The sequence below is a fragment of the Bradyrhizobium sp. HKCCYLS3013 genome (assembly GCF_051167615.1).
In the GTDB taxonomy this organism is placed as follows: Bacteria; Pseudomonadota; Alphaproteobacteria; order Rhizobiales; family Xanthobacteraceae; genus Bradyrhizobium.
Genome location: NZ_JBNPTK010000002.1, coordinates 443,611 through 466,056 on the forward strand (window position 1 = coordinate 443,611; position 22,446 = coordinate 466,056).

The 22,446-nt window shown below is 65.5% G+C and carries 24 protein-coding genes; 13 read left to right on the forward strand and 11 right to left on the reverse strand.

Annotated elements, in window-relative coordinates:
* Window positions 1-15 precede the first annotated feature (15 nt).
* Genes ACQR1F_RS06165 through ACQR1F_RS06175 form a run of 3 tightly spaced genes read right to left on the reverse strand, consistent with a single transcriptional unit; the run spans window position 16 to window position 1,845 of the window.
* The gene (locus tag ACQR1F_RS06165) at window positions 16-597 is read right to left on the reverse strand and encodes an isochorismatase family protein (RefSeq protein WP_434880867.1); all 582 of its coding nucleotides are present in this window, start codon (window positions 595-597) and stop codon (window positions 16-18) included.
* Entirely contained in the window at window positions 594-1,217 is a 624-nt protein-coding gene (locus ACQR1F_RS06170; protein WP_316180880.1) for a GNAT family N-acetyltransferase, read from the reverse strand. The genes ACQR1F_RS06165 and ACQR1F_RS06170 overlap by 4 nt, the downstream gene beginning before the upstream one ends.
* Complete coding sequence (locus ACQR1F_RS06175; protein WP_315800265.1) at window positions 1,204-1,845, reverse strand: hypothetical protein; 642 nt, start codon at window positions 1,843-1,845, stop codon at window positions 1,204-1,206. The genes ACQR1F_RS06170 and ACQR1F_RS06175 overlap by 14 nt, the downstream gene beginning before the upstream one ends.
* A 55-nt stretch (window positions 1,846-1,900) precedes the next feature.
* Between ACQR1F_RS06175 and ACQR1F_RS06180 the strand changes: the two genes are divergently transcribed.
* Complete coding sequence (locus tag ACQR1F_RS06180) at window positions 1,901-2,944, forward strand: LysR family transcriptional regulator (protein WP_315800266.1); 1,044 nt, start codon at window positions 1,901-1,903, stop codon at window positions 2,942-2,944.
* Window positions 2,945-2,948: 4 nt separating this feature from the next.
* Here ACQR1F_RS06180 and ACQR1F_RS06185 read toward each other — a convergent pair whose 3' ends face one another.
* Window positions 2,949-4,064, reverse strand: coding sequence for an autotransporter outer membrane beta-barrel domain-containing protein (locus ACQR1F_RS06185; protein WP_434912678.1), 1,116 nt, complete (start codon window positions 4,062-4,064; stop codon window positions 2,949-2,951).
* Window positions 4,065-4,466: 402 nt separating this feature from the next.
* Between ACQR1F_RS06185 and ACQR1F_RS06190 the strand changes: the two genes are divergently transcribed.
* A complete protein-coding gene (locus ACQR1F_RS06190) occupies window positions 4,467-4,676 on the forward strand; it encodes a cold-shock protein (protein ID WP_284423192.1) in 210 nt (69 codons plus the stop codon).
* A gap of 144 nt (window positions 4,677-4,820) precedes the next feature.
* Here ACQR1F_RS06190 and purN read toward each other — a convergent pair whose 3' ends face one another.
* Both purN and purM read right to left on the reverse strand, forming a co-directional pair.
* Complete coding sequence (purN, locus tag ACQR1F_RS06195) at window positions 4,821-5,474, reverse strand: phosphoribosylglycinamide formyltransferase (RefSeq protein WP_434912679.1); 654 nt, start codon at window positions 5,472-5,474, stop codon at window positions 4,821-4,823.
* Window positions 5,475-5,487: 13 nt separating this feature from the next.
* Window positions 5,488-6,561 carry a phosphoribosylformylglycinamidine cyclo-ligase gene (purM, locus tag ACQR1F_RS06200; RefSeq protein WP_315712369.1) on the reverse strand — a complete coding sequence of 358 codons (1,074 nt, stop codon included), beginning with the start codon at window positions 6,559-6,561 and terminating at the stop codon, window positions 5,488-5,490.
* Window positions 6,562-6,718: 157 nt separating this feature from the next.
* On the opposite strand from purM, the gene ACQR1F_RS06205 reads away from it, so the two are divergent.
* From ACQR1F_RS06205 to ppx, 4 genes are all read left to right on the forward strand, one after another.
* Window positions 6,719-7,273, forward strand: a complete 555-nt coding sequence (locus ACQR1F_RS06205; protein ID WP_315800270.1) for a CDP-alcohol phosphatidyltransferase family protein — start codon at window positions 6,719-6,721, stop codon at window positions 7,271-7,273.
* Window positions 7,274-7,331: 58 nt separating this feature from the next.
* Window positions 7,332-8,009: a chromosomal replication initiator DnaA gene (locus tag ACQR1F_RS06210; RefSeq protein WP_434840016.1), complete on the forward strand. Its 678-nt coding sequence runs from the start codon at window positions 7,332-7,334 to the stop codon at window positions 8,007-8,009.
* A gap of 125 nt (window positions 8,010-8,134) precedes the next feature.
* Entirely contained in the window at window positions 8,135-10,330 is a 2,196-nt protein-coding gene (locus ACQR1F_RS06215; protein ID WP_315800272.1) for an RNA degradosome polyphosphate kinase, read from the forward strand.
* Window positions 10,331-10,372: 42 nt separating this feature from the next.
* Entirely contained in the window at window positions 10,373-11,872 is a 1,500-nt protein-coding gene (gene ppx / locus ACQR1F_RS06220; RefSeq protein ID WP_315800273.1) for an exopolyphosphatase, read from the forward strand.
* 7 nt (window positions 11,873-11,879) lie between these two features.
* Here the strand turns inward: ppx and ACQR1F_RS06225 are convergent, their stop codons facing one another.
* Together ACQR1F_RS06225 and ACQR1F_RS06230 are read right to left on the reverse strand one after the other, a co-directional pair.
* Window positions 11,880-12,302 carry a globin family protein gene (locus ACQR1F_RS06225; RefSeq protein WP_434912680.1) on the reverse strand — a complete coding sequence of 141 codons (423 nt, stop codon included), beginning with the start codon at window positions 12,300-12,302 and terminating at the stop codon, window positions 11,880-11,882.
* Between the two features lie 343 nt (window positions 12,303-12,645).
* Entirely contained in the window at window positions 12,646-13,026 is a 381-nt protein-coding gene (locus tag ACQR1F_RS06230) for a hypothetical protein (protein WP_315800275.1), read from the reverse strand.
* A 167-nt stretch (window positions 13,027-13,193) separates the two neighbouring features.
* Between ACQR1F_RS06230 and ACQR1F_RS06235 the strand changes: the two genes are divergently transcribed.
* The 4 genes from ACQR1F_RS06235 to ACQR1F_RS06250 all read left to right on the forward strand — a co-directional run bounded on the left by ACQR1F_RS06235 (window position 13,194) and on the right by ACQR1F_RS06250 (window position 17,310).
* Window positions 13,194-14,606, forward strand: a complete 1,413-nt coding sequence (locus ACQR1F_RS06235; protein WP_434898633.1) for an aldehyde dehydrogenase family protein — start codon at window positions 13,194-13,196, stop codon at window positions 14,604-14,606.
* A 78-nt stretch (window positions 14,607-14,684) separates the two neighbouring features.
* Window positions 14,685-15,248 (forward strand): DUF2478 domain-containing protein, encoded by a 564-nt coding sequence (locus ACQR1F_RS06240; RefSeq protein WP_434912681.1) that lies wholly within the window; start codon window positions 14,685-14,687, stop codon window positions 15,246-15,248.
* A 405-nt stretch (window positions 15,249-15,653) separates the two neighbouring features.
* On the forward strand, window positions 15,654-16,466 hold the full coding sequence (locus tag ACQR1F_RS06245; RefSeq protein WP_434883187.1) for a uridine kinase: 813 nt from the start codon (window positions 15,654-15,656) through the stop codon (window positions 16,464-16,466).
* A gap of 13 nt (window positions 16,467-16,479) precedes the next feature.
* The gene (locus tag ACQR1F_RS06250; RefSeq protein WP_434912682.1) at window positions 16,480-17,310 is read left to right on the forward strand and encodes a molybdenum storage protein subunit alpha; all 831 of its coding nucleotides are present in this window, start codon (window positions 16,480-16,482) and stop codon (window positions 17,308-17,310) included.
* 65 nt (window positions 17,311-17,375) lie between these two features.
* On the opposite strand, the gene ACQR1F_RS06255 is transcribed toward ACQR1F_RS06250, so the two are convergent.
* Window positions 17,376-18,863: an aldehyde dehydrogenase family protein gene (locus ACQR1F_RS06255; RefSeq protein ID WP_316215650.1), complete on the reverse strand. Its 1,488-nt coding sequence runs from the start codon at window positions 18,861-18,863 to the stop codon at window positions 17,376-17,378.
* A 113-nt stretch (window positions 18,864-18,976) separates the two neighbouring features.
* On the opposite strand from ACQR1F_RS06255, the gene ACQR1F_RS06260 reads away from it, so the two are divergent.
* Window positions 18,977-20,062 carry a substrate-binding domain-containing protein gene (locus tag ACQR1F_RS06260; RefSeq protein ID WP_434912683.1) on the forward strand — a complete coding sequence of 362 codons (1,086 nt, stop codon included), beginning with the start codon at window positions 18,977-18,979 and terminating at the stop codon, window positions 20,060-20,062.
* A 37-nt stretch (window positions 20,063-20,099) separates the two neighbouring features.
* Here ACQR1F_RS06260 and ACQR1F_RS06265 read toward each other — a convergent pair whose 3' ends face one another.
* Together ACQR1F_RS06265 and ndk are read right to left on the reverse strand one after the other, a co-directional pair.
* Window positions 20,100-20,957, reverse strand: coding sequence for a TerC family protein (locus ACQR1F_RS06265; RefSeq protein ID WP_315800281.1), 858 nt, complete (start codon window positions 20,955-20,957; stop codon window positions 20,100-20,102).
* Window positions 20,958-21,036: 79 nt separating this feature from the next.
* The gene (gene ndk, locus ACQR1F_RS06270) at window positions 21,037-21,459 is read right to left on the reverse strand and encodes a nucleoside-diphosphate kinase (RefSeq protein WP_315712380.1); all 423 of its coding nucleotides are present in this window, start codon (window positions 21,457-21,459) and stop codon (window positions 21,037-21,039) included.
* Between the two features lie 286 nt (window positions 21,460-21,745).
* Here ndk and ACQR1F_RS06275 point away from each other — a divergent pair, with 286 nt between their 5' ends.
* Together ACQR1F_RS06275 and ACQR1F_RS06280 are read left to right on the forward strand one after the other, a co-directional pair.
* Window positions 21,746-22,015 carry a sulfur globule protein precursor gene (locus ACQR1F_RS06275; protein WP_315800444.1) on the forward strand — a complete coding sequence of 90 codons (270 nt, stop codon included), beginning with the start codon at window positions 21,746-21,748 and terminating at the stop codon, window positions 22,013-22,015.
* A 189-nt stretch (window positions 22,016-22,204) separates the two neighbouring features.
* The gene (locus tag ACQR1F_RS06280) at window positions 22,205-22,396 is read left to right on the forward strand and encodes a hypothetical protein (protein WP_434912684.1); all 192 of its coding nucleotides are present in this window, start codon (window positions 22,205-22,207) and stop codon (window positions 22,394-22,396) included.
* The last annotated feature ends 50 nt before the right edge of the window (window positions 22,397-22,446 follow it).

The following is a 22,446-nucleotide window of genomic DNA, read 5'->3' on the forward strand; positions in this document are numbered from 1 at the left end:
CAATAGCCGCCGCGGTCACACCGCGAGCCGGCCGCCAGCGCCGATAAGCTCGGCGCTGTCGAGGACACCGGCAAAATTGCCGATCACCTTGGTTACAACCAACTTGTACAAGGCGGCGTCGCCGGCGCAGGCCTGCCGGCAGGCGACGGCGTCTCCGATCACCTGATAGCGGTGACTGCGGTGAAAGCCGTCCACCACCGTCGAGAGGATCGTCTCGTCCAGCGAGAAGCCGAGCAGCACGCAGCGCATGCTGCGCATGTTCGCCATGTACTCGGCGAACCGGGCCGAACTGTAGGCGGACGGCAGCGGATGCTCGAACGCGAGCTCCCCCGGGGTCGGCTTGAAGTCCGGAAGCCAGTTCGTCAGGTTGGAAGCCGGGTTGAACCAGGCTGCCTGTGCGATCCGCTTGAGATGGACGACCGGCCACAGGTTGTCACGCCAGAGCGCGATCAACTGCCGGCAGCGCGCCATGACGACGTCGCCATCGGCGATCAGATGCCTGCGTCCCTCGGCGAGATATTCGCACTGCAGATCGGCGCAGACGAGAACAGGCGGATCCGCCTCGGTGGCACCGAACAGATCTCGGCCCGACATCATGGTCTCGCTGCGGAGAAGTCGTGCAAGGGCGAGGATGCCGGCCGGCCAGCCGAGAGATCGAGCACGCCCGGCCGATCCCAGTCGCCTTCCGGACGAATGATCATGTAGGGATCGCTGTCGAGCGTGATCGCATCGTCGCACGGCTCGAGGTCCAGCACCATCTCCGTGTAGGAGAAATCGGAGAATGTGAGCTTGCGATTATGGCCGAGCGGCTTGGCGCCGAAATGCGCCCAGAAATCGACGAGACGATCCTGCGCGTGGCCATAGGCCTTCTTGAAGCCCTTGCGCCTGCAATAGTCGAGCGCCTCGCGAACCAGCTTGAACGACAGCCGCGAGCGCCGGTACTGATGGCGCACCGCGAGCCGCTCGACCTTGGCGAAGTCGCCGAAGAAGCGCACACGAACGCATCCAGCCGGCTCCTTGCCGACGAAACCGAGGAAGTGGGCTGCAACCAGATCGTTGCCGTCGAACTCCTCCTCCATGGGACAATCCTGCTCGGTCAGGTAGACCGCGGAGCGGATCGCGGTGACGAGCATGAGGTCATTCGGATCGCGCGCGATGCGCACGGTGATCGCGCGGGGATTCGTCTTTGCTGTCCTGGCCGAACTAATGCTGTGCATCCGCAATGCTCCCTTGTTCGAAACCCTTCATCGACTGGATCGAAGGCGCGATCATCTCGGGCATCCGGTTCCACGGCCGCTGATACCACCAGAGATCGGGCTGAAAGCTCGGCACCGGCGTGAAGCCGAGCGCGCCGAGAAAGGCGCGCCCTTCCGGACTCGATGGTTGCGCGTAGTAATCGGCGGCGCGAAATCTCGCGCCTTGCAGCGCCTGCGCGACGTTGCCGAGACCGATCGCTCCCCGCCCTTGCGCGACGAGCGCCCAGACATAGATGGCGGCTACGTCTTCGTCCGGCCGCGCCAGAAATCTGCGCGGCGGATCATTCAAATTGAACTCATCCAGGAGCAAAGCATCGAGGCCTGAGCAGTTGAGATAGAGGAAGGCGATGCCGCCGAGCAGGTTCCTGCCGCGGTAGAGCGCGAAGATCGAGTCCGGATCGTGCCGCAAGAACTCCGCAAGCTCGTGTTCTGAGGCACGAACGCCCGGTATTTCCCGGCGTGCGAGCGCCGCGAGCTCACCGAGCCGATCGAGCGTGACCGCCCGCGCCGCGACCCGATCCGTCCGCGGCAGCGCGTCGAGCTGATGTCGCGGCGTGAATTCTGTGCTTCCGCGGTAGGGGTTCTGCATCTATGTTTCCAGCTTGGCTTTGATGACGTCATCATACTTGTCGGGGCTGGAGTGTATGCGGCAACATTTGCATCGGGGTGCTGCATCTACGCAGCGCAGGAAGTCTGACGAAACGCTTAACCCCTCGTGGGAGGATTTGAGAGCATTTCTGCTCTGTACGCGTCACCGCAGCTTCCGCAACGCGGCGGATGTGCTCGGACTGACCGGCACAACCCTGATGCGCAAGATCGACCGGCTCGAGGACGAGCTCGGATGCAAGCTCTTCATCCGTGATCAATCCGGCCTGTCGCTCAGCGACGAGGGACGATCGTTGCTGTTCGACGTCGAGCAGATGGAGCGGCTGAGCTTCAACATCTTCCGGCGTGCCTCGCTGTCGACCGACACTCAGGGGTCGGTGCGCGTCGCCGTGACCGAAGGCCCTGGCAATTTCTGGATCCTGCCGCGACTGATCGATTTCCAGAAGACCTATCGCAGGATCACCGTCGATCTGAGCTGCGCGATGCAGCAGGCCGACGTGTCGCGGCTGGAGGCCGACATCTCGATCCAGTTCGAACGGCCGACCAACCCCGACGTGATCGTTGCAAAGCTCGGCCGTCTGCACATCTACGGCTTCGTGTCGGAGGCCTATCGCGACGCGCATGGACTGCCGACGTCGCTGGCGGATCTCAAGAACCACCGCATCATCAAGCAGCACGGCGTGCAGCTCGACGAGACCGGCTATGCGCGCATCCTCGGCCTGGACTCCCTCGAAGGCATCGTCGGCATCTCAACCAATTCGAGCGTTGCCGTGCTCTACGCGGTCGAGCGCGGCGCCGGCATCGGCTTTCTGCCGACATCGGCAGTCGCGCTCGGGGCGCCGCTCGTTCCTGTCGATCTCGGCATCAACTACCACATGGATCTGTGGCTGACCTATCACAAGGAGTTTCGCAACTCCGACCGGCACAAGGTCGTCATCGACTGGTTGAAGCGCATCTTCGATCCGAAGGTCCATGCCTGCTTCCGGGACGAGTTCATCCATCCGCTGAATCTCGTGCCTCTGATGGCGCCCGCGCGGGATGTCGTCGGCTTCAACGGCTACGTCGCGCCGAAACCCGTATGACGGGCTACCATTTGAGCTCGACGCCGAGCGTGCCCTGATGCGATTGCAGCACCGAGCGAAGCTTTGCATCGTAGTTGAGATAGAGGCGTGCCGTTCGGTTCAGGGATAGCGACAGTGCCGCGCCGGCGTCGGCGCCGTAGCGGCCCTCGCCAAGGCCCTGCAGCGTGATGCTTTGCGGACCGAGGCTGACGGTCAGCGCGCCGAGATTCTGACTGAAATTGTCGACCAGCTTGCCATAGGCCGAGACGTCGAGGATCTTGCCGTCGACGATGAAGTAGCGGCCGAACTCGGCGCCGACGAGAACGCGGGCGCGCTCCAGCGAGGTGCCGCTGACCGACAGCGGGTCGAGCCCGCCCGCTTCCTGGAATGCCGCCGTCGTGGCGCGCGTGTATTCGAAGGCGAGCTTCGGAACGATCCGGCTCTCCCCGATGCTCCAGTAGTAGTCGAGCTCGCTCAGCACGCCCGTGACGTGGGCGCCGTAGACCGACGTCGCCGCACCGAGGCTGGTGTCGCGCCGCGCACTGATCCCGCCGACGCCATGGACGACCGCGATCGCCCAGGTCCAGGGTCCCTGGTCGACCGAGGCGTTGAAGCCAAACTGCGTGAGATCGAGCGTCGCCGCTTGCAGCGCCAGCGGCACATCGACCCAGGTCCGGCTCTGGTCGACGGATAGTCCGACATTCACGCCCGGCACGAGGCGCATGCCGATACCGGCGACGCCGCCCCCAGTCGTCCTCTTGTCGCCGACGAAGTCGCGTTGCGCATCGCTACGGACGGTGACGCCATACATCTCGCCCCAGGTCCGGAACCGAGGCTGTTCCGAAGCCTCCGGCGCGCCGCCGCCCCCGGGATTGCTCCGCTGCAGCCGGGTGACGCCCTGCGTGGCCTGAGTCCCGAGCCGTTCGAGGAAGCTCGAGCCGAGATCGAGCACGGCTCGGCCGGCCGAACGTTCGGAACTGATCGCGCCTGGCGCAGGGCTGGGCAGTGGGCTCGGCGTTGGTGTCGGCGTCGGGCTGGCGGCGATGCTCGGCAGGCTGGCCTGCGCGACGCACGGCGAAGACGCGGCGGCCGTGCCGAGCGCGACGATGAGCAGCATCGCGCCCGACGCACCACTACGCATTCGCCGATCCGGCCTGGCTTGAGATGCCCCGCGCATCGATGCCCCGTTTCACCGCCGCTCAAATTCGCTTCAATATTGCCGCGATGATTTGCCCGCAGTTCCCGATCGCGGTCAATGAGGATTGCCCGTGCCGCGGCTTCCCTGCAGGGATTTGTGGTTCCAGCACCACAAGCCTCGCAATTGCAGCAACAGCCGGCGACGCGACGTCGCGACGCGTTCTCATCAGTCCGCCAACCTTGATATCGGCGGAAAATCGTGTTGCAATCTCCCGTACAATCGGATTGGCCGTTCGACTGTGCGTTTCGCGACTTTGGAAATTGAGCAGATCCCGGGAAGCCCGTTTGTGGCGTGGCACGCGTGAGCGTGGCCGCGTCTTTTTTTCGTCTAGACGAGGAGACAGCGATGCCGACCTACAAGGGCAGCGTGAAGTGGTTCAACCCGACCAAGGGATATGGCTTCATCAAACCGACTGGCGGAGACAAGGACGTGTTCGTCCACATCTCGGCCGTGGAGCGTGCTGGACTGACCACGCTCAACGAGAACCAGACGATCGAATATGATCTGGTGGAGAGCCGCGGCAAGACGTCGGCAGAGAACCTGAAGCTCTCGTGAGCATTGTCCCGGCGGAGGTCGCCACAGCGCGGGTTCGTAAACCAACTCACGAGCTCCGCGTCAGGTTCGCTCGCCGCCGATGATCAGACTTCGTCAGCCTTGATGTGCCCCCGGCCCCGCCGGGGATTTTTTTGTCCGCGACAGCTAGCGGACGACCGGCCAGATCAGCGTATGATCGCCTTGCTCCACGGACGACGTCCGGCAGAGATCGCCTTCGAGCCGCACCAAACCCTTGGCCAACAGCTTCAGCGCCTCCGGATAGATCCGATGCTCGACGCCGAGAATGCGCGTCGACAGCGTGTCCGGCGTGTCGTCGTCCCTGACCACGACCGCGCCCTGCATCACGATCGGACCTGCATCCGTCTCCGGGATGACGAAATGCACGGTGGCGCCTGACAGCTTGACGCCGGCGCGCAGCGCCTGGCCATGCGGATCGAGGCCGGGGAATGATGGCAGCAGCGACGGGTGAATGTTCAGCATCCTGCCATACCAGCGCTGCACGAACTCCGCCGTGAACAGGCGCATGAAACCGGCCAGGCAGATGATCTCGATGCCGCGTGCATCGAGCGCCTGCTGCAGTCTGGCTTCGAACCCTGCGCGGTCCTTGCCGAACGGCTTGCTCTCGATGATTTCGATCGCGACGCCGCTCTCCTGCGCTTTCTGCAGCCCGGCCGCATCGGCCCGGTTGGAGATCACGACGGCGATCTCGGCCGGAAATTCCGACTGCGCCGCCGCGTGGATCAGCGCGGCCATGTTCGACCCACGGCCCGAGATCAGGATGGCGACGCGGCGCTTCATCGGCACACTCGTCTCACAGAGCCAGATCGAGGGCGCCGGTGTAGATCACCCGCTCGTCGCCTGTCGCAGCAACGACCTCGCCGAGCCGCGCGACGTGCTCGCCATTCGCGGTGAACACCTCGATGACGGCATCGACGGCCTCGGCCTTGACGATCGCGATCATGCCGATCCCGCAATTGAAGGTGCGCAAGAGCTCGCGCTCGGCAATGCCGCCCTGCTCCGCCAGCCATTTGAAGACCGGCAGCACCGGCAGGCCCGTCAGGTCGATCGAGACGCCGAGATGCTTCGGCAGCACGCGTGGAATGTTGTCGGTGAAGCCGCCGCCCGTGATGTGTGCGAGCCCCTTCACCGCACCGGTCTCGCGGATGGCGCGAAGGCATGATTTCACATAGAGGCGGGTCGGCGTCAGCAGCGCCGCGCCGAGGGTCAGGACCGGCGCGAACGGCGCCGGCGCATCGAAGCCGAGGCCGGACTGGGCGACGATCTTGCGCACCAGCGAATAGCCGTTGGAGTGGACGCCGGAGGATGCGAGCCCCAGCACCACGTCACCGGCCGCGATGTCGGGAGACGGCAGCAGCGTGCCACGTTCCGCCGCGCCGACCGCGAAACCGGCAAGATCGTAGTCGCCGTCCTTGTAGAGGCCCGGCATTTCCGCGGTCTCACCGCCGATCAGCGCGCAGCCGGATTCCCGGCAGCCTTCGGCGACACCGGCCACGATCGAAGCCGTCGCCTCCGGGTCGAGCTTGCCGCAGGCGAAGTAGTCGAGGAAAAACAGCGGCTCGGCGCCCTGCACGACGAGATCGTTGACCGACATGGCGACCAGGTCGATGCCGATGCCGCCATGCAGCCCGGTCTCGATCGCGATCTTCACCTTGGTGCCGACGCCGTCGGTCGCCGCGACCAGCACCGGATCCTTGAATCCAGCGGCCTTGAGGTCGAACAGGCCGCCAAAGCCGCCGATCTCGGCATCCGCGCCGGCGCGGGCGGTTGCGCGCACCATGGGCTTGATCAGATCGACCAGACGGTTTCCGGCATCGATATCGACGCCCGAATCTGCATAAGTGAGCCCGTTCTTGCGCTCGGTCATGGTAAAAACCCCTAATCTGGCCGCTGGTTACGTCGGAATCCAGCCGCGCGCAATGGCTCGCAAGGGGCTCGTCCCCACACTATCTAGGAACCGTACCGGTTCGCCCTGTTTCGGAATCGGGTTGTCTTTTGATCGAGTCGTCGTCGGGACCCGCTGCGTGACCATTCCCCACAGTATCCCCAATCTGATCACGCTGGGTCGAATCCTGCTGGTTCCGATCGTCGTCTGGGCCATTGCGGCCGGCCAGATGGAGATCGCGTTTCTGGTCTTCGTGGTCGCGGGGGTGAGCGACGCCGTGGACGGCTTCCTGGCCAAGCGCTTCAACCTGCGGTCCGAGCTGGGAGCGCTGCTCGATCCTCTCGCCGACAAGGCGCTGCTGGTCTCGATCTTCGTCACGCTTGGCATCTGGGGCGCGATCCCGCGCTGGATCGTCATCCTGGTGGTCTCGCGCGACATCATGATCGTCTCGGCGGTGATCGTGTCCTGGCTGTTCGACCGACCGGTCGCGATGAAGCCATTGATGGTGTCCAAGCTGAACACGGTCGCCCAGGTGGGATTCGCGGCGCTCGTGCTGGCCTCGCTCAGCTTCGGCTTCGAGCCCAGGCCCTACGATGTGGTGCTGATGGTGCTGGTCACCGTCTTTACCCTCGTGTCGGTCGGGCTGTATCTCGTCGACTGGGTGCGCCACATGAGCACCATCGAGGTCCGGTGATCCTCCGCGGAGGGCCCGTCCTGACCTCACGCACCACACGATATGGAGCAATTCGATCTTGGCCGGCCATATCCCCCCTCGTCAGCTGGCCTTCGCGCTGCCGCATGCGGAGAGCCTGACGCGGGACAATTTCTTCGAAGGTCCAGGCAACGCGGCTGGGCTCGCTCTGGTCGACGCCTGGCCGGAATGGCCGGCGCGGACCATGTTCCTGGTCGGCCCCGACGGCTCCGGCAAGAGCCACCTCGCCGCGATCTGGGCCGAGCAGGCAGGCGCCCGATCGCTGTCCGCGCATGCCCTTGAGGCAGGCGTGGTCCCCGGGGCGCTCACCACCGGCGCGCTGGTGCTGGAGGATCTGACCGCCACCGGTCTCGACGAGCGGGCGCTGTTTCACCTGCTGAACCTGGCCCGCCAGGACGAGGCCTTCGTGCTGATCACGGCGCGCGAGGCCCCGGCGGCCCTGCCAATCGCCCTGGCCGATCTGAGGTCGCGGCTGCGTGCCGTCCCGGTGGTCACGCTGCTGCCGCCCGACGACCAGCTGTTCCGGGCCCTGATCGTCAAGCTGGCCGCCGACCGGCAGCTGGCGATCGACGAAACCGTGGTCAGCTATCTCGCCAGCCACATCGAGCGGTCCTATGCGGCGGCACGCCAGACCATCGCGCTGCTGGACAACGAGTCGCTGCGGCTCGGACGCCCCGTCACCCGGGCGCTGGCGGCGGAGCTGCTCCGCCCGGCGTGACCGGCAGCCATCTTGACGGCGGTTGATGACGGAACCTCAATGGTGCCGGCAACGTCATCCCCTGGTCACCCAGATTGGGCTACGGTCGACCATTCGCGACTGGACGGATATGGATCGAATTCCCTATGGATACCGAGCAAGTTACTGAAATTTCAGAGAAAGCACCGGTCTCGGCGCCGTCCATCGAGATTGCCTCGAGCCCCGAGCGATTCATCAATCGGGAGCTGTCCTGGCTTCACTTCAACCGCCGCGTTCTGGAGGAATCGGTCAATCCGCGCCATCCCGCCCTGGAGCGGGTGCGCTTCCTGTCGATTTCCGCCAACAACCTTGATGAATTCTTCATGGTGCGCGTCGCCGGCATCCGCGCCCAAGTCCGCGAGGGCATCGCCGAGCGCAGCCCCGACGGGCTGACGCCGACCGAGCAGCTGAAGCTGATCAACGAGACGGTGTCGCAGCTCGCCATCGACCAGCAGGCGATCTGGCGCGACCTGCGCAAGTTTCTCGGCGAGCTCGGCATCGTGCTGGTCGACGGTCAGGACGTCACCAGGAGCGAGCGCGCCTGGATCGAGGACCATTTCCTCGCCAACATCTTCCCGCTGCTGACGCCACTCGCGATCGATCCGGCGCATCCGTTCCCGTTCATCCCGAGCCTCGGCTTCACCGTGGCGCTGCAGCTGATCCGCTCCGCGGACGGGCGTCCGATGAACGCCCTCATTCGCATGCCCGGCAAGATCGACCGCTTCATCCGCTTCCCCGGCTCCAAGGATGGCGTGATCCGCCTGATCACCCTGGAGCAGGCGACCGGACTGTTCATCGGCCGGCTGTTTCCGGGCTACACCGTGAAGGGCCAGGGCGCCTTCCGGATCATCCGCGACTCCGAAATCGAGATCGAGGAAGAAGCCGAAGACCTGGTGCGGCTGTTCGAGACGGCGCTGAAGCGGCGCCGCCGCGGCTCGGTGATCCGGCTCGAGATCGAGGCCAACATGCCGGAGGAGCTGCGCCGCTTCGTGCAGAATGCGCTGTCCACGACGGATGACGAGGTGTTCGTCGTCGACGGCGTGCTGGCGATGAACGAGCTGTCGCAACTGACGCGGGTCGACCGGCCCGACCTCGAATTCGCGCCCTACGTGCCGCGCCATCCCGAGCGTGTCCGCGACCATGGCGGCGACATCTTCGCCGCCATCCGGCAGAAGGACCTGATCGTCCATCACCCTTACGAGTCGTTCGACGTCGTCGTGCAGTTCCTGCAGCAGGCGGCGCGCGATCCCGACGTCGTTGCGATCAAGCAGACGCTGTACCGGACCTCCAACAATTCGCCGATCGTGCGCACGCTGGTGGAGGCCGCCGAGGCCGGCAAGTCGGTGACGGCCCTGGTCGAGCTCAAGGCGCGTTTCGACGAGGAGGCCAACATCCGCTGGGCCCGCGACCTGGAGCGCGCGGGCGTACAGGTGGTGTACGGCTTCCTGGAGCTGAAGACGCATGCCAAGCTGTCGATGGTCGTGCGCCGCGAGGGCGGCAGCCTCACCACCTATGTCCACACCGGCACCGGCAACTATCATCCGGTGACGGCGCGCATCTACACCGACCTGTCCTACTTCACGTCGGACCCGGTGATCGGCCGCGACGTCACGCGGGTGTTCAACTACATCACTGGCTATGCCGAGCCGATCGACATCGAGAAGATGGCGGTGTCGCCGCTCACGCTTCGCAAGCGCATCATCGAGCACATCCACGGCGAGACCAGCTTCGCCCGCCAGGGCAAGCCGGCCGTGATCTGGATGAAGATGAACTCGCTGGTCGATCCCGACATCATCGACGCGCTGTACGAGGCCTCGCAGGCCGGCGTGTCGATCGAGCTGATCGTGCGCGGCATCTGCTGCCTGCGTCCCGGCCTCCCCGGACTGTCGGAGAACATTCGCGTCAAATCGGTGATCGGCCGCTTCCTCGAGCATGGCCGCATCTACTGCTTTGGTATGGGTCAGGGCCTGCCGAGCGCCAAGGCCGCCGTCTACATCTCCTCGGCCGACATGATGCCGCGCAATCTCGACCGCCGCGTCGAGGTGCTGTGCCCGCTTCAGAACCCTACCGTGCATCAGCAGGTCCTGGAACAGATCATGGTCGCGAACCTGAAGGATACCGAGCAGAGCTGGCAATTGTTGCCGGATGGGTCGTCAACGCGTATGAAGGCCGCGAAGGGCGAGGAGCCGTTCAACCTGCACAATTACTTCATGACGAATCCGAGTCTGTCCGGCCGTGGAAAGTCGCTCAAGGAATCATCGCCGCGCCGGCTCACGCGCCGGAATGAACGCTCTCCTTCATAGGGGCTGTCTGCATCGGGGCCTTCTGCGCCGGGATATGCCGTGGTGAAGCCGCCCCGCACGAGGGCCACGAGCGTCGGTGTCATCGACATCGGCTCGAATTCGGTCCGTCTCGTCGTCTACCAGGCGATGGAACGCAGTCTCGTCACCGTGTTCAACGAGAAGGCGCTGTGTGGGCTCGGTCGCGAGGTCCAGACCACCGGCCTTCTCGCATCTGATGCCGTCGACAAGGCGCTGACCGCGCTGAAGCGCTTCCGTGCGCTGTGCAAGGTGCAGCGGGTGGGGCAGGTTCATGCCATCGCGACCGCCGCCTGCCGGGATGCTTCGAACGGCCCCGATTTCATCGCCAAGGCCGAGAAGATCTGCGGCGCCCCGATCCAGATCCTCACCGGCGCCGAAGAGGCGCGCTATTCGGCGCTCGGCGTCATCTCCGGCATTCACAAGCCCGACGGCATCGTCGGTGATCTCGGCGGCGGCTCACTCGAGCTGATCGACGTGCGCGGGCACCAGGTCCGCAGCGGCGTCACCCTGCCGCTCGGCAGCCTTGCGCTGCAGGATCTTGCCGAGAAATCGCTGAAGAAGGCGCAGCGCATCGCGAGCGAGGCGCTGACCGACCTGCCGCAGCTGCTGGCCGGCGAGGGCCGCACCTTCTACGCGGTCGGCGGCACCTGGCGCGCGCTGGCGCGCATCCACATCATCCAGAGCGGCTATCCGCTCGGGGTGATGCACGGCTATGCGATCCCGGCGGCCGACGCGCTGGCCTTCGTGCGCCGGCTGCGCCGTCTCGTCGCCGCCGACATGCTGGCCGACATCGAAGCGATCGCCGAGGCGCGGCGCCCGCTGCTCGCCTATGCCGCGCTGGTGCTCGAGCACATCATCCGCGTCGCCAGGCCGACGACCGTCGTGTTCTCGACCTTCGGCGTGCGCGAGGGCCTGCTCTACTCCAAGCTTCCCGACGCCGAGCGCGCCAAGGACGGGCTGCTCTGCGCGGCGCAGGGCCTCAACGAGCTGTTGTCGCGCTCGGCCCAGCATGCCCGCGAGCTGATCGACTGGACCGACCGCCTGTTCCGCGTGATGCACATCCGCGAGACCGAGGACGAGCGCAGGCTGCGGCACGCGGCCTGCCTGTTGTCCGACATCGGCTGGCGCATGCATCCGGACCACCGCGGCGAGCAGACCTACGGCATCATTCTCAACGGCAATTTCGGCTCGATCAGCCATGAGGGCCGCATCTTCGCCGCGCTGTCGGTGTTCTTCCGCTACGAGGGATTGGGCAACGAGGCGAAGCCGCCTGCCCTCACCGAGCAGCTGAGCCCGGCTCAGATCGATCGTGCGCGCCTGCTCGGCACCGCGTTTCGCGTCGCGCATCTGATCTCGGCGGCGCGGCCCGGCGTGCTGCCTGCGACGCATTTCCGCACCCAGGACCGCAAGCTGATGCTGGTGTTCGAGCACCAGATGGTCGACCTCGTCGCCGACCGCGTCGGCGGACGCTTCAAGCAGCTCGCGCGTCTCGTCGGCCGCTCCGGCTCGATCGTGCGCAGCTAGATCATGATCAGGGCCGCCGCGCGCGGGGCGAGATGGCGATCATGCGCTGGGCGATGATGCCGTAGACCTTGCGCCAGGCCTGCTCGACCTCATCATTCCATTGCGGACCAAGTCCCTTGGCGAGGGTCCACAGCAGCGCTTCGCCGACCACCGGATAGTGCTCCGGCCTGACGCCATAGCGCGCATGATTGCGGCCGAGGATGTCGGTGCTGGACAACAGACCAGTCGTCTGATCGAGGCTGCCGACGAGGACCGCCAGGGTCGCGATGAAGTCCCGTTTCAGCACGTCCATGTCGGCGGGAAACATCGTCCGACATTCCGGCGCGAGCTCGAAGATGCGGTCATAGAACGTCGTCGTCATCTGTGTAGCATTGGCAAATACCAAGTCGAACGACGACCTGACGTGCACGATCTCATCAGCAGTCAACATGCGCAAGTCCAATTCGAAACAATTCCAATCAGGGCCCGACCAGTGGAGCTCGACGTGGTGGTGTCGCGGCGGCGCGAACGGGTTCAAGATTATAAGAAACAGACGATCGCGCCCTGAGGTACTTGTCAAAGGCGCGGCACCGTGCCGCAGCATTGTGGAGCGGCTTGTGATCCGGCCGCGACGGTTGCTGACCGCCCCAGTGATCGGAGACGGTAACGGCAACACATATGACGGCCATCGTGCTTCTCGCAGGGCATCGGAGGACGCCGACGCGCCGGCCGCCGCCCTCGAAACAGGCAGGAAATCCCTGGCCGGACCAACGTTCGGATCGGTCCCCGCGCGATCAGTTCGGCCGGATCGCCGGTGCCGACGGGTATCGCATCAGCAGCGCCTCGCCGAGCACGTTCTGCTGATCGTCGGGAATCGCGAACCGGACGCTGAAGCCGTCGGGCGTTGCGAGCGTGATGATGCGCTTCGTCGAATCCGTCGACTGCTCGATGGTCCAGGACGCCAGCGGATAGGCGTAGCGCAGTGCCTGGTCGCCATAACGCGTACGCAGCGCCAGCTCGAGGAGGCCGGGCAGCGTCATGACCAACGCGCCGGCCTGGCTGACCGAGAGGCTGAGCGCCGCCGCATTGCCGGCCGCGTCCTCGAACCCGAGCGAGATCGTCTCACCGTCGTCGACGACCTCACAGACCGTCAGCGCCTTGGCCCGCAGCTCCATGATGGCTCCACATCAATTCACCGTTATTTCCGTATGACTATAGCGAAAAATGCCATCGCGTCCAGCGCGGCAGCGGAAATGCCGCGGTGGCGTTGCTGTATTCATCGTGATATAGCTTCAGATATAACGTGGCCGAAGTGCCACATCTTGCAGGGAGAGTCATGCCGATGAGCGACTATCATCTTTTGATCGGCGGCACGCTGGTGCCGGGCGCCGCGACCATGCCGGTGATCAATCCGGCGACCGAGGAGGTGCTCGCGCAGTGTCCGCGGGCCTCCGAAACCCAGCTCGACCAGGCGGTCGCCGCCGCCAAGGCGGCCTTCCCTGCCTGGGCCGCGACTGCGATCGAGGAGCGTCGCCGGCTCATTGGCAAGATGGCCGACATCATCGAGGCGAATTCGGGCGAGTTGGCCCGGATCCTGACCAGCGAACAGGGCAAGCCGCTCACCGACGCCAGCGGCGAGGTGCTCGGCATGGCCGCGTTCTTCCGCTATCTCGCGACGCTCGAGCTGCCGATGCGCGTGATCGAGAGTTCGGGCGACCGCCAGGTCGAAGCCTATCGCCGTCCACTCGGGGTGGTCGGCGCCATCATTCCCTGGAACTATCCGCTGCTGATCCTGGGCTTCAAGCTGCCGCCTGCCCTGCTCGCCGGCAACACGCTGGTGGTCAAGCCGGCCCCGACCACGCCGCTCTCGACCCTGAAATTCGCCGAGCTGGTCAAGGACGTGCTGCCGGCCGGCGTGCTCAACGTGATCACCGACGCCAACGATCTCGGCGACCGCATGACCGGGCATCCGGACATCCGCAAGATCTCGTTCACCGGCTCGACCGCGACGGGACAGAAGGTGATGGCCAGCGCCGCGCAGACCTTGAAGCGGATCACGCTCGAACTCGGCGGCAACGACGCCGGCATCGTGCTCGACGACGTCGATCCGAAGACCGTCGCGCCCGGTATCTTCGAGGGCGCCTTCCAGAACTCCGGGCAGGTCTGCCTAGCGATCAAGCGGCTCTACGTGCACGAGAGCGTCTATGATGACATCTGCAACGAGCTGGTCGCGATCGCCAAGAACACCGTGGTCGACGACGGCTCCAAACAGGGCACCAAGCTCGGGCCGCTGCAGAACAGGATGCAATACGAGAAAGTGAAGGCGTTCCTCGACGACGCGCACAAGAACGGCAAGGTCATCGCCGGAGGTGCTGCGATGGATCGTCCCGGCTACTTCATCGAGCCGACGATCGTGCGCGACATCAAGGAAGGCTCGAAGCTGGTCGACGAGGAGCAATTCGGACCGGTGCTGCCGGTGATCAAATACTCCGACCCGAGCGACGTCATCCGCCGCGCCAACGGCACCAGCTACGGCCTGGGCGCATCGGTCTGGTCGTCCGATCCGAAACGCGCGCATGAGATCGCCACCCAGATCGAGGCCGGCACGGTGTGGATCAACAAGCACCTGGACATGGCGCCGCACATCCCGTTCGGCGGCGCCAAGCAATCGGGCATCGGCACCGAGTTCGCCGAGGAAGGCCTCGCCGAGTTCACCCAGCTGCAGATCATCAACGGACCGGGCCTCACGGCCTGAGCCACATGAAGGCCGCGGACAGTTGTCCGCGACCTTCCCGCAAACGGGTCCACCGTCATTTTCACTCCGGAGCGCGTGATGTTCGACGCCGAATGCGACCTCGCTGCCCTGGTGTATGATCAGGGCGACGAGCCGGATCAGCTGTTACGAGAGTTCGCAGACCGTCTTCGGGCTCGCGGCGTTCGTGCCGTCGGACTGGTGCAGCGTGTCCAGCGCTCTCTCGACGCGCACGAGATCGCGGCGACGCTGGTGCACAGCGGTGTCGAGATTTCTCTGCTGCAGCGGCTTGGGCGCCAAGCCGGCGGCTGCCGCCTCGACGTCGGCCAATTGCTGCAGGCGGGCTCAGCAGTGGCGGGGGCGCTGAGCGAGGGCGCCGATCTTCTCATCGTCAACCGCTTCGGCCGCCAGGAAAGCGAAGGCGGAGGCCTGACCTATCTGATCGAGCAGGCACTGGCCGCGGATGTCCCTGTCCTGATCGCCGTCCCCTGCTTCAGGTTCGCCGAGTGGATCAATTTCGCGCAGGGCATGAGCATGAGGCTGCCCTGCACGCGTCGCGCGCTGGACCAGTGGTGGTGGAGCGTGTCGCGGCGCTGCGCCGTATTCGACAAGAATCGACCCACGATCTGCGAGCTTCTCAAATGATCGCGGCTGCCGTTCACCGGCAACCTGGCGCTGCGATCAATCGGGCCAGGCCGCAGTCGGCGCGATTATGCCGAAACTTTGTGCATTGTCGGAAACCCTGCAAACCGCTCGGGTGAAGCTATATGATTCTCGATATAGCTAATTGAAATACCAAGGGATTTTCTCTGACTGGATGGACCCGCGGGATCGGCGCGATCGATATTCGCGCATGACAGCGTGGGCCAACCTGCTCCGCAGACGATTGTCGGGGCCACGAACGGTCGTGTATTCCACGGGCAATATGCGATCGATAGCCGGCCATTGAGCCGGCTGCCAGGACATCTCAGGGAAACGGTCAGGAGCGGGTGGACGGCGCAGCCAATCCGGCACGCCGGCCGGACATCCACGAGGAAAGGAACGTTTTCAATGGCAACCACGACGGCCGGGCTCGAGCAGCTTCTGATGCAGCGCTCGCTCACCGACGCCCAGTTGATTGCGGCGGCGGAAACGGCGGCTGACTTCCGCATCCTTCCCGACGCCACCGTGATCAAGATCGGCGGCCAGAGCATGATCGATCGCGGCCGTGCCGCCGTCTATCCGCTGGTCGAGGAGATCGTCGCCGCCCGCAAGGCGCACAAGATGCTGATCGGGACCGGGGCCGGCACCCGCGCGCGCCACCTCTATTCGATCGCCGCCGGACTGAATCTGCCGGCCGGCGTGCTGTCGCAGCTCGGCGCCTCCGTTGCCGACCAGAACGCGGCAATGCTGGGCCAGTTGCTCGCCAAGCACGGCATCTCGGCGGTGGAAGGCGCGGGTCTTTCCGCCGTGCCGCTCTATCTCGCCGAGGTCGCCGCGGTCGTCTTCAGCGGCATGCCGCCCTACGGCCTGTGGATGCGCCCTTCGGCCGATGGTGTCATCCCGCCCTACCGCACCGACGCCGGCTGCTTCCTGGTCGCCGAGCAGTTCGGCTGCAAGGCGATGATCTACGTGAAGGACGAGAACGGCCTCTACACCGCCAATCCGAAGACCGAAAAGAATGCCACCTTCATTCCCAAGATCTCGGTGCCCGAGATGAAGGCCAAGGGTCTGGCGGACTCTATCCTGGAGTTCCCGATGCTCGACCTGCTCGAAGCCTCGCGACACGTCCGCGAGGTCCAGATCGTCAACGGACTCGTGCCCGGCAATCTGACCCGTGCGCTCGCCGGCGAGCATGTCGGCACCATCATCACCGCGAGCTGAGGGCCCCACCGCCATGGCTGACACCAACACCATCAAGCACGTCGCCTCGCCGCTCGCGCGCCAGACGCTGCTCGACGACAAGCTCACCCGTCCTGTCGCCGGCAAACGCCCGATCGCGCTGCTGCCCTGGCTGCAGGTCGTCAAGATCGGCGGCCGCGCGATCATGGACCGCGGCGCCGAGGCAATCCTGCCGCTGGTCGAGGAGATCAGGAAGCTGCTGCCGGAGCACCGGCTGCTGATCCTCACCGGCGCAGGTATCCGCGCCCGACATCTCTACGGCGTCGGCCTCGATCTCGGCCTGCCGGTCGGCTCGCTCGCACCGCTCGCCGCCAGCGAGGCCGGCCAGAACGGCCACATCCTGGCGGCGCTGCTGGCCTGCGAAGGCGTGTCCTACATCGAGCATCCGACGATCGCCAACCAACTCGCGATTCATCTCACCGCGGCACGCGCAGTGGTCGGCAGTGCCTTCCCGCCCTATCACCACCACGAATTCCCGACCTCGCGCATTCCGACGCATCGGGCCGACACCGGCGCCTTCCTGATCGCCGATGCGCTCGGCGCCGCGGGACTGACGATCGTCGAGGACGTCGATGGCGTCTACACGGTCGACCCGAACGGACCGGACGCGGCAAAAGCAAGACTGCTGGGTCAGACCAGCTTCGATGCGTTGGCCAAGCAGGACGGCACGCTGCCGTTCGACCGCACACTGCTCGAGGTGATGGCCAACGCACGCCACATCTCGCAGGTCCAGGTCGTCAACGGCCTGGTGCCGGGACGGCTGACGGCGGCGCTGCGTGGCCACCATGTCGGCTCGATCATCACGACCGGCGCCAAGGCCGACTGATCCGTTGGATCGCGCAGACGGCCGCCGATGCGAATGGCGGCCGTCCGCGTCAACCGACGCCTGGCTCACACCGCAAGATTCATCCAGACGGCCTTCGGCTCTGTGAAATTGTCCAGAGCGGCCGTGCCATGCTCGCGGCCCAGTCCCGAGTCGCGATCGCCACCCCACGGCAACCGCACATCGGTGTAGCCATAGGTGTTGATCCACACCGTGCCCGCGCGCAGCCGCTTGGCGAGGCGCTGGACGCGGCCGATGTCGCGGCTCCAGACGCCGGCGGCCAGGCTGTAGGCGGTGCCGTTGGCCATGCGCAGCGCGTCGGCCTCGTCCCTGAACTTGATCACGCTGACGACCGGTCCGAAAATCTCCTCCTGGGAGATCCGCATCTCGTGCGTGACGCCGGCGAATACGGCGGGGCTGACGAAGTAGCCACGCGGTGCGGCACGCGCCCCGCCGGTCACCAGCGAAGCGCCCTCGTTGCGGCCGATCTCGACATAGTCGAGGATCGTCTTCATCTGCCGCTCGGAGATGACGGGTCCGAGCGAGGTGGCACGATCGAGCGGATCGCCGATCCGTAAGCCCCTCGCCCGCTCGGTCAGGCGCTCGACAACCTCGTCATAGACACGCTCCTGCACCAGCACGCGCGAGCCGGCCGAGCACACCTGCCCCGTGTTGAAGAAGATGCCGCTGGCCGCGGCCTTCGCGGCCGCCTCGATGTTCGCATCATCGAAGATGACGTTGGCAGACTTGCCGCCGAGCTCAAGCGACACCCGTTTGAAGTTGCCGGCCGCGCCCTTCATGATGCCGCGGCCGACGCCGGGCGAGCCGGTGAACGTAACCTTGTCGACATCGGGATGATTGACCAGCGCCTCGCCGACCGTGCGCCCGGGACCGGTCACGATGTTGAGAACGCCGGGCGGCAGACCGGCTTCGAGCGCGAGATCGCCGATCCGCAGCGCCGACAGCGAGGTCAGCTCGGCGGGCTTCATCACGACGGTGCAGCCGCAGGCCAGCGCCGGCGCGAGCTTCCACATCCCGATCATCAGCGGGAAGTTCCACGGCACGATCGCAGCGACGACGCCGACGGGCTCGCGCACCGTGTAGGTCAGGGCATCGTCGCGCGTGGACACGACCTCACCGCTGATCTTGTCGGCCCAGCCGGCGTAATATGTGAGTGTATCGATCGCTGCGGGCAGATCCTGGCGCAGCACGGCCGCAACCGGCTTGCCGGCATCGAGGCTTTCGAGCTCGACGATCTCGTCGGCATGATCACGCAGCAGCTGCGCCCATCTCAGCAGGATCGCGCCACGCTCCGCTGCGCGCATCGTGCGCCACGGCCCTTCGAAAGCACGCCGCGCCGCTGCGACGGCACGGTCGACATCCTCGGCGTTGCCCTCGGCGATCGTCGCGATCGGCTGCTCGGTGGCAGGATTGAACGACACGAACGAGCGCCCCGAGACGGAGGGAACGTGCCGGCCGTCGACCAGGAGCTGCAGCGGCTTCGCCAGATAGCGCGACGCGCTGGAGCCGCGTTCGTAGTCATATGCAATGGACATCATATTTCCTCCGCTTCTTGTATGCCAGCGTAGGAGCAAATATGTGTTCGTAAATATGATATCTGTTGCCTATGGCGGGCCATCATATGAAGCCGACTTCACAAGCAGGCCCGATGCTGCGCATCGCGATCGAACCCGTCTGGCGCTTCCACTGGGATGACGGACCGCAGAGCATCGTCGTGATGCTCAGCGTGCTCAGCGAAATCAGGAAAACCGGCAAGATCACCAGCGCGGCCCATGACGCGCACCTCTCCTATCGTCATGTCTGGAATCTGATCGAGCAATGGTCCGCATTCTTCGGCGTGCCGCTGGTGGAGACCCAGCGCGGCAAAGGATCGAAGCTCACGGCGTTCGGCGACAAGCTGGTCTGGGCCGGCGAGCGCATGCAGGCCCGTCTCGGCCCGCAGCTCGACAATCTGGCGCAGGAGCTGGTGACCGAGATCAAGCCGTTCCTGCAGCCGCATCCCACCGTAATCCGCGTGCATGCAAGCCACGGCTTCGCCGTCGCCAAGTTGCGCGAGCTGCTCGATCGCGAGCCGGGCGTCGGCGTCGATCTGCGCTATGTCAGCAGCCAGCATTCGCTGGTGTCGCTCGCGCAAGGCGCCTGCGACCTGTCCGGTCTGCATCTGCCGCGCGGCGAACTGCGCGCACAGAGCATCCAGGCTTGCCGGGATTGGCTCGATCCCCGGCAGGACTGCGTCATCAGCTTCGTGACCCGCGAGATGGGATTGATGGTCAAGCGCGGCAATCCGCTGTCGATCCGATCATTGGCGAACATCGCGGATGGCAAGATTCGCTTCGTCAACCGCGATCATGATTCAGGCACCCGCCTGCTGTTCGATCAATTGCTCGCTTCGCACGGATTGGACGAGGCGCGCATCAATGGCGCGCAGCAGATCGAGTTCACCCACGCTGCCGTCGCGGCCTATGTCGCGAGCGACATGGCCGACGCCTGCTTCGGCGTCGAGGCGGCTGCGCGGCAGTTCGGGCTGGACTTCATCCGTATCCTGACCGAGGACTACTTCTTCGCCTGCCATCAGTCGTTTCTCGAGAGCGATCCGATGCGGCGCATCCTCGATGTGATGAAGGGCGACGACTTCCATTGCGCCATCGCCGCCCTGCCCGGCTATCAGCCGGCCGACACGGGCTCGGTTCACACCGTGCGCGAGTTCCTCGATCGGCTGGACGCCGAAGCCTGACGGCGCGTGCGGTCGGATCCGCTGGCGCAGACGACCGCTACGGCAGATCGACGCCCCGCGCCGGCACCGGCTCCAGCTGGCCCTGACGCTGCAGCGCGCGGCCACGCCAGATCGAGCCGGCGAGCAGCACCACGCCGGCGCCGATCAGCGACATCAGCGTCTCCATGACATCGACATGGCTCGCGAGAGTGGTCTTGCCGGCGAGCAGCGCCGAGGTCGCCTCGATGTTGATGACGACGGTGCCGTCGAGCAGATGGTGCAGCATCGGCTCGATCGCGGGATCGGTCGCGATCACCTCGCCGGCCACCCAGCCGAGCAGCATCGCGCCGAGCCAGACCAGCAGCGGGAAGCGATCGAGCACCAGCATGATCAGCGCGGCACCCGCGATGATCAGCGGGATGCTCATGGCGAGGCCGATGATCAGCAGCGACGCCTGGCCGTTCGCGGCCGCAGCCACCGCGATCACGTTGTCGAGGCTCATCACGAGGTCGGCGAGCGCGACGATGCGGACCGCATGCCACAGCGTCGTGCCGGCGGCGATCTCGTCGTTCTCGTCTTCGGGCACCAGCAGCTTGGCAGCGATCACGAGCAGCGCCAGCCCACCGACCAGCTTCAGGTACGGCAACGCCATCAGGGTGGCGACGATGCCGGTAAAGGCGATGCGCAGCGCGACGGCAATGCCGGAGCCGGCGACCATGCCCCAGAAGCGATGCTTGCCGTGAAGGCCGCGGCAGGCGAGCGCGATGACCAGCGCATTGTCGCCCGACAACAGCACGTTGATCCAGACGATCTTGCCGAGCGCGAGCCAGAAGCCCGGGCTCTGCAGGTCGGCCTCGAATTGAGCGAGCATGTGGCCGAAGCTGGCGGAATCGGCGAGTTGCGATAGCCAGTTCACGGCCGGGCCTTTCAGACAAGTTCAGCGTAGAACGCGACGGTCGTGCGGCGGAGGGCGCCCTCCGCCGCACGAGGATCGATCAACCGACGATCTCGTTGCCGGAGAAGAACTGCGCGATCTCGATCGCAGCCGTTTCCGCCGCGTCGGAACCGTGCACCGAGTTCTCGCCGATCGACTTCGCATGCAGCTTGCGGATGGTGCCGTCGGCCGCCTTCGACGGATCGGTGGCACCCATCACGTCGCGGTACTTCAGGATGGCGCCCTCGCCCTCGAGCACCTGGACCACGACCGGCCCGGAGATCATGAAATCGACCAGTTCGCCGAAGAACGGCCGCGCCTTGTGCACGGCATAGAAGGTCTCGGCCTGATCGCGCGTCATGCGGATGCGCTTCTGGGCCACGATGCGCAGGCCGGCCTTCTCGATCAGCGCGTTGATCGCGCCGGTGAGATTACGCTCGGTCGCGTCGGGCTTGATGATCGAAAAGGTGCGCTCAATCGCCATGATGTCGTCCTTGGAGGTGCGGGATTTGGGTGAGTTGCGGGCTTATATCGACGCGATCGGCCGACGGCAAGCGACCGGGACCCTGCCGGAGGCGGGACGCCTTACGACAATTTCACGATTCTGAACATAGTCTGAAGGGTCCGTGCCACCCGTGTTCAGCTCAGGGGCCTTAAGGTCGTGGCTATCGGGCGGGGACGAGCCAGCAGCACGACCGGTGGCCGCCCTCTCCCAGCCTCATCCGTCGGACAATTTCGGCGCCACCAGCGCTGTCATCCAGGAGACGATCATGTTGCGCAAACTCTCCCTCATCGCGGCGGCCGCAATTGCCCTCGGCGCAGCCGCCCTCGCCCCGACCGCCGCCTCGGCTCATTGGCACGGCGGCTGGCATGGGGGCGGTTGGCACGGCGGCTATGGCGGATGGCACCGTCCGTTCTACGGCCCGCGCTTCTTCGTCGGCGGCCCGGTCTACAGCTACGGCTATGGCGGCTGCTACGTGCGCCGCGTGGTTCCGACCCCGTGGGGACCGCGCTGGCGGTTGATCAACCGCTGCTATTGATACGAGCGTCGGCGCGGCACCCGCCCCCCGCCGCACCGAACTCGCATTGCCCCGGCGTCTCCCCCACGCCGGGGCTTTTTTTGTGCACTTTCAACCTCATTTCGGGGTATTCCGGTCGGGAGCCGGAAACAAATCGAGCGGCCACGACTTGTTACAGCATCGTCCTGCAACTGCCCGTGGAATACCGTCATGTCTGGCCGCACCGCCGATTTCAGCGACGCGCTCGATCGCAAGACCAGCCGGTCGATCTGCGAGGCCGTCGGCGAGCGCCTGCAACGCAGCCTGCCGCCGGACGGCTCTCACCTGCCAGCTCCCCTCGCGGACCTGATGAACGAATTGCGCAAGCGCGACGAGGCCGGGACGAGCCTATCCGGCCGCTGAGACGCGACAAAGCGGTTGCCTTTGGCCGCGCGCGCGGTGACAAGGCGCGC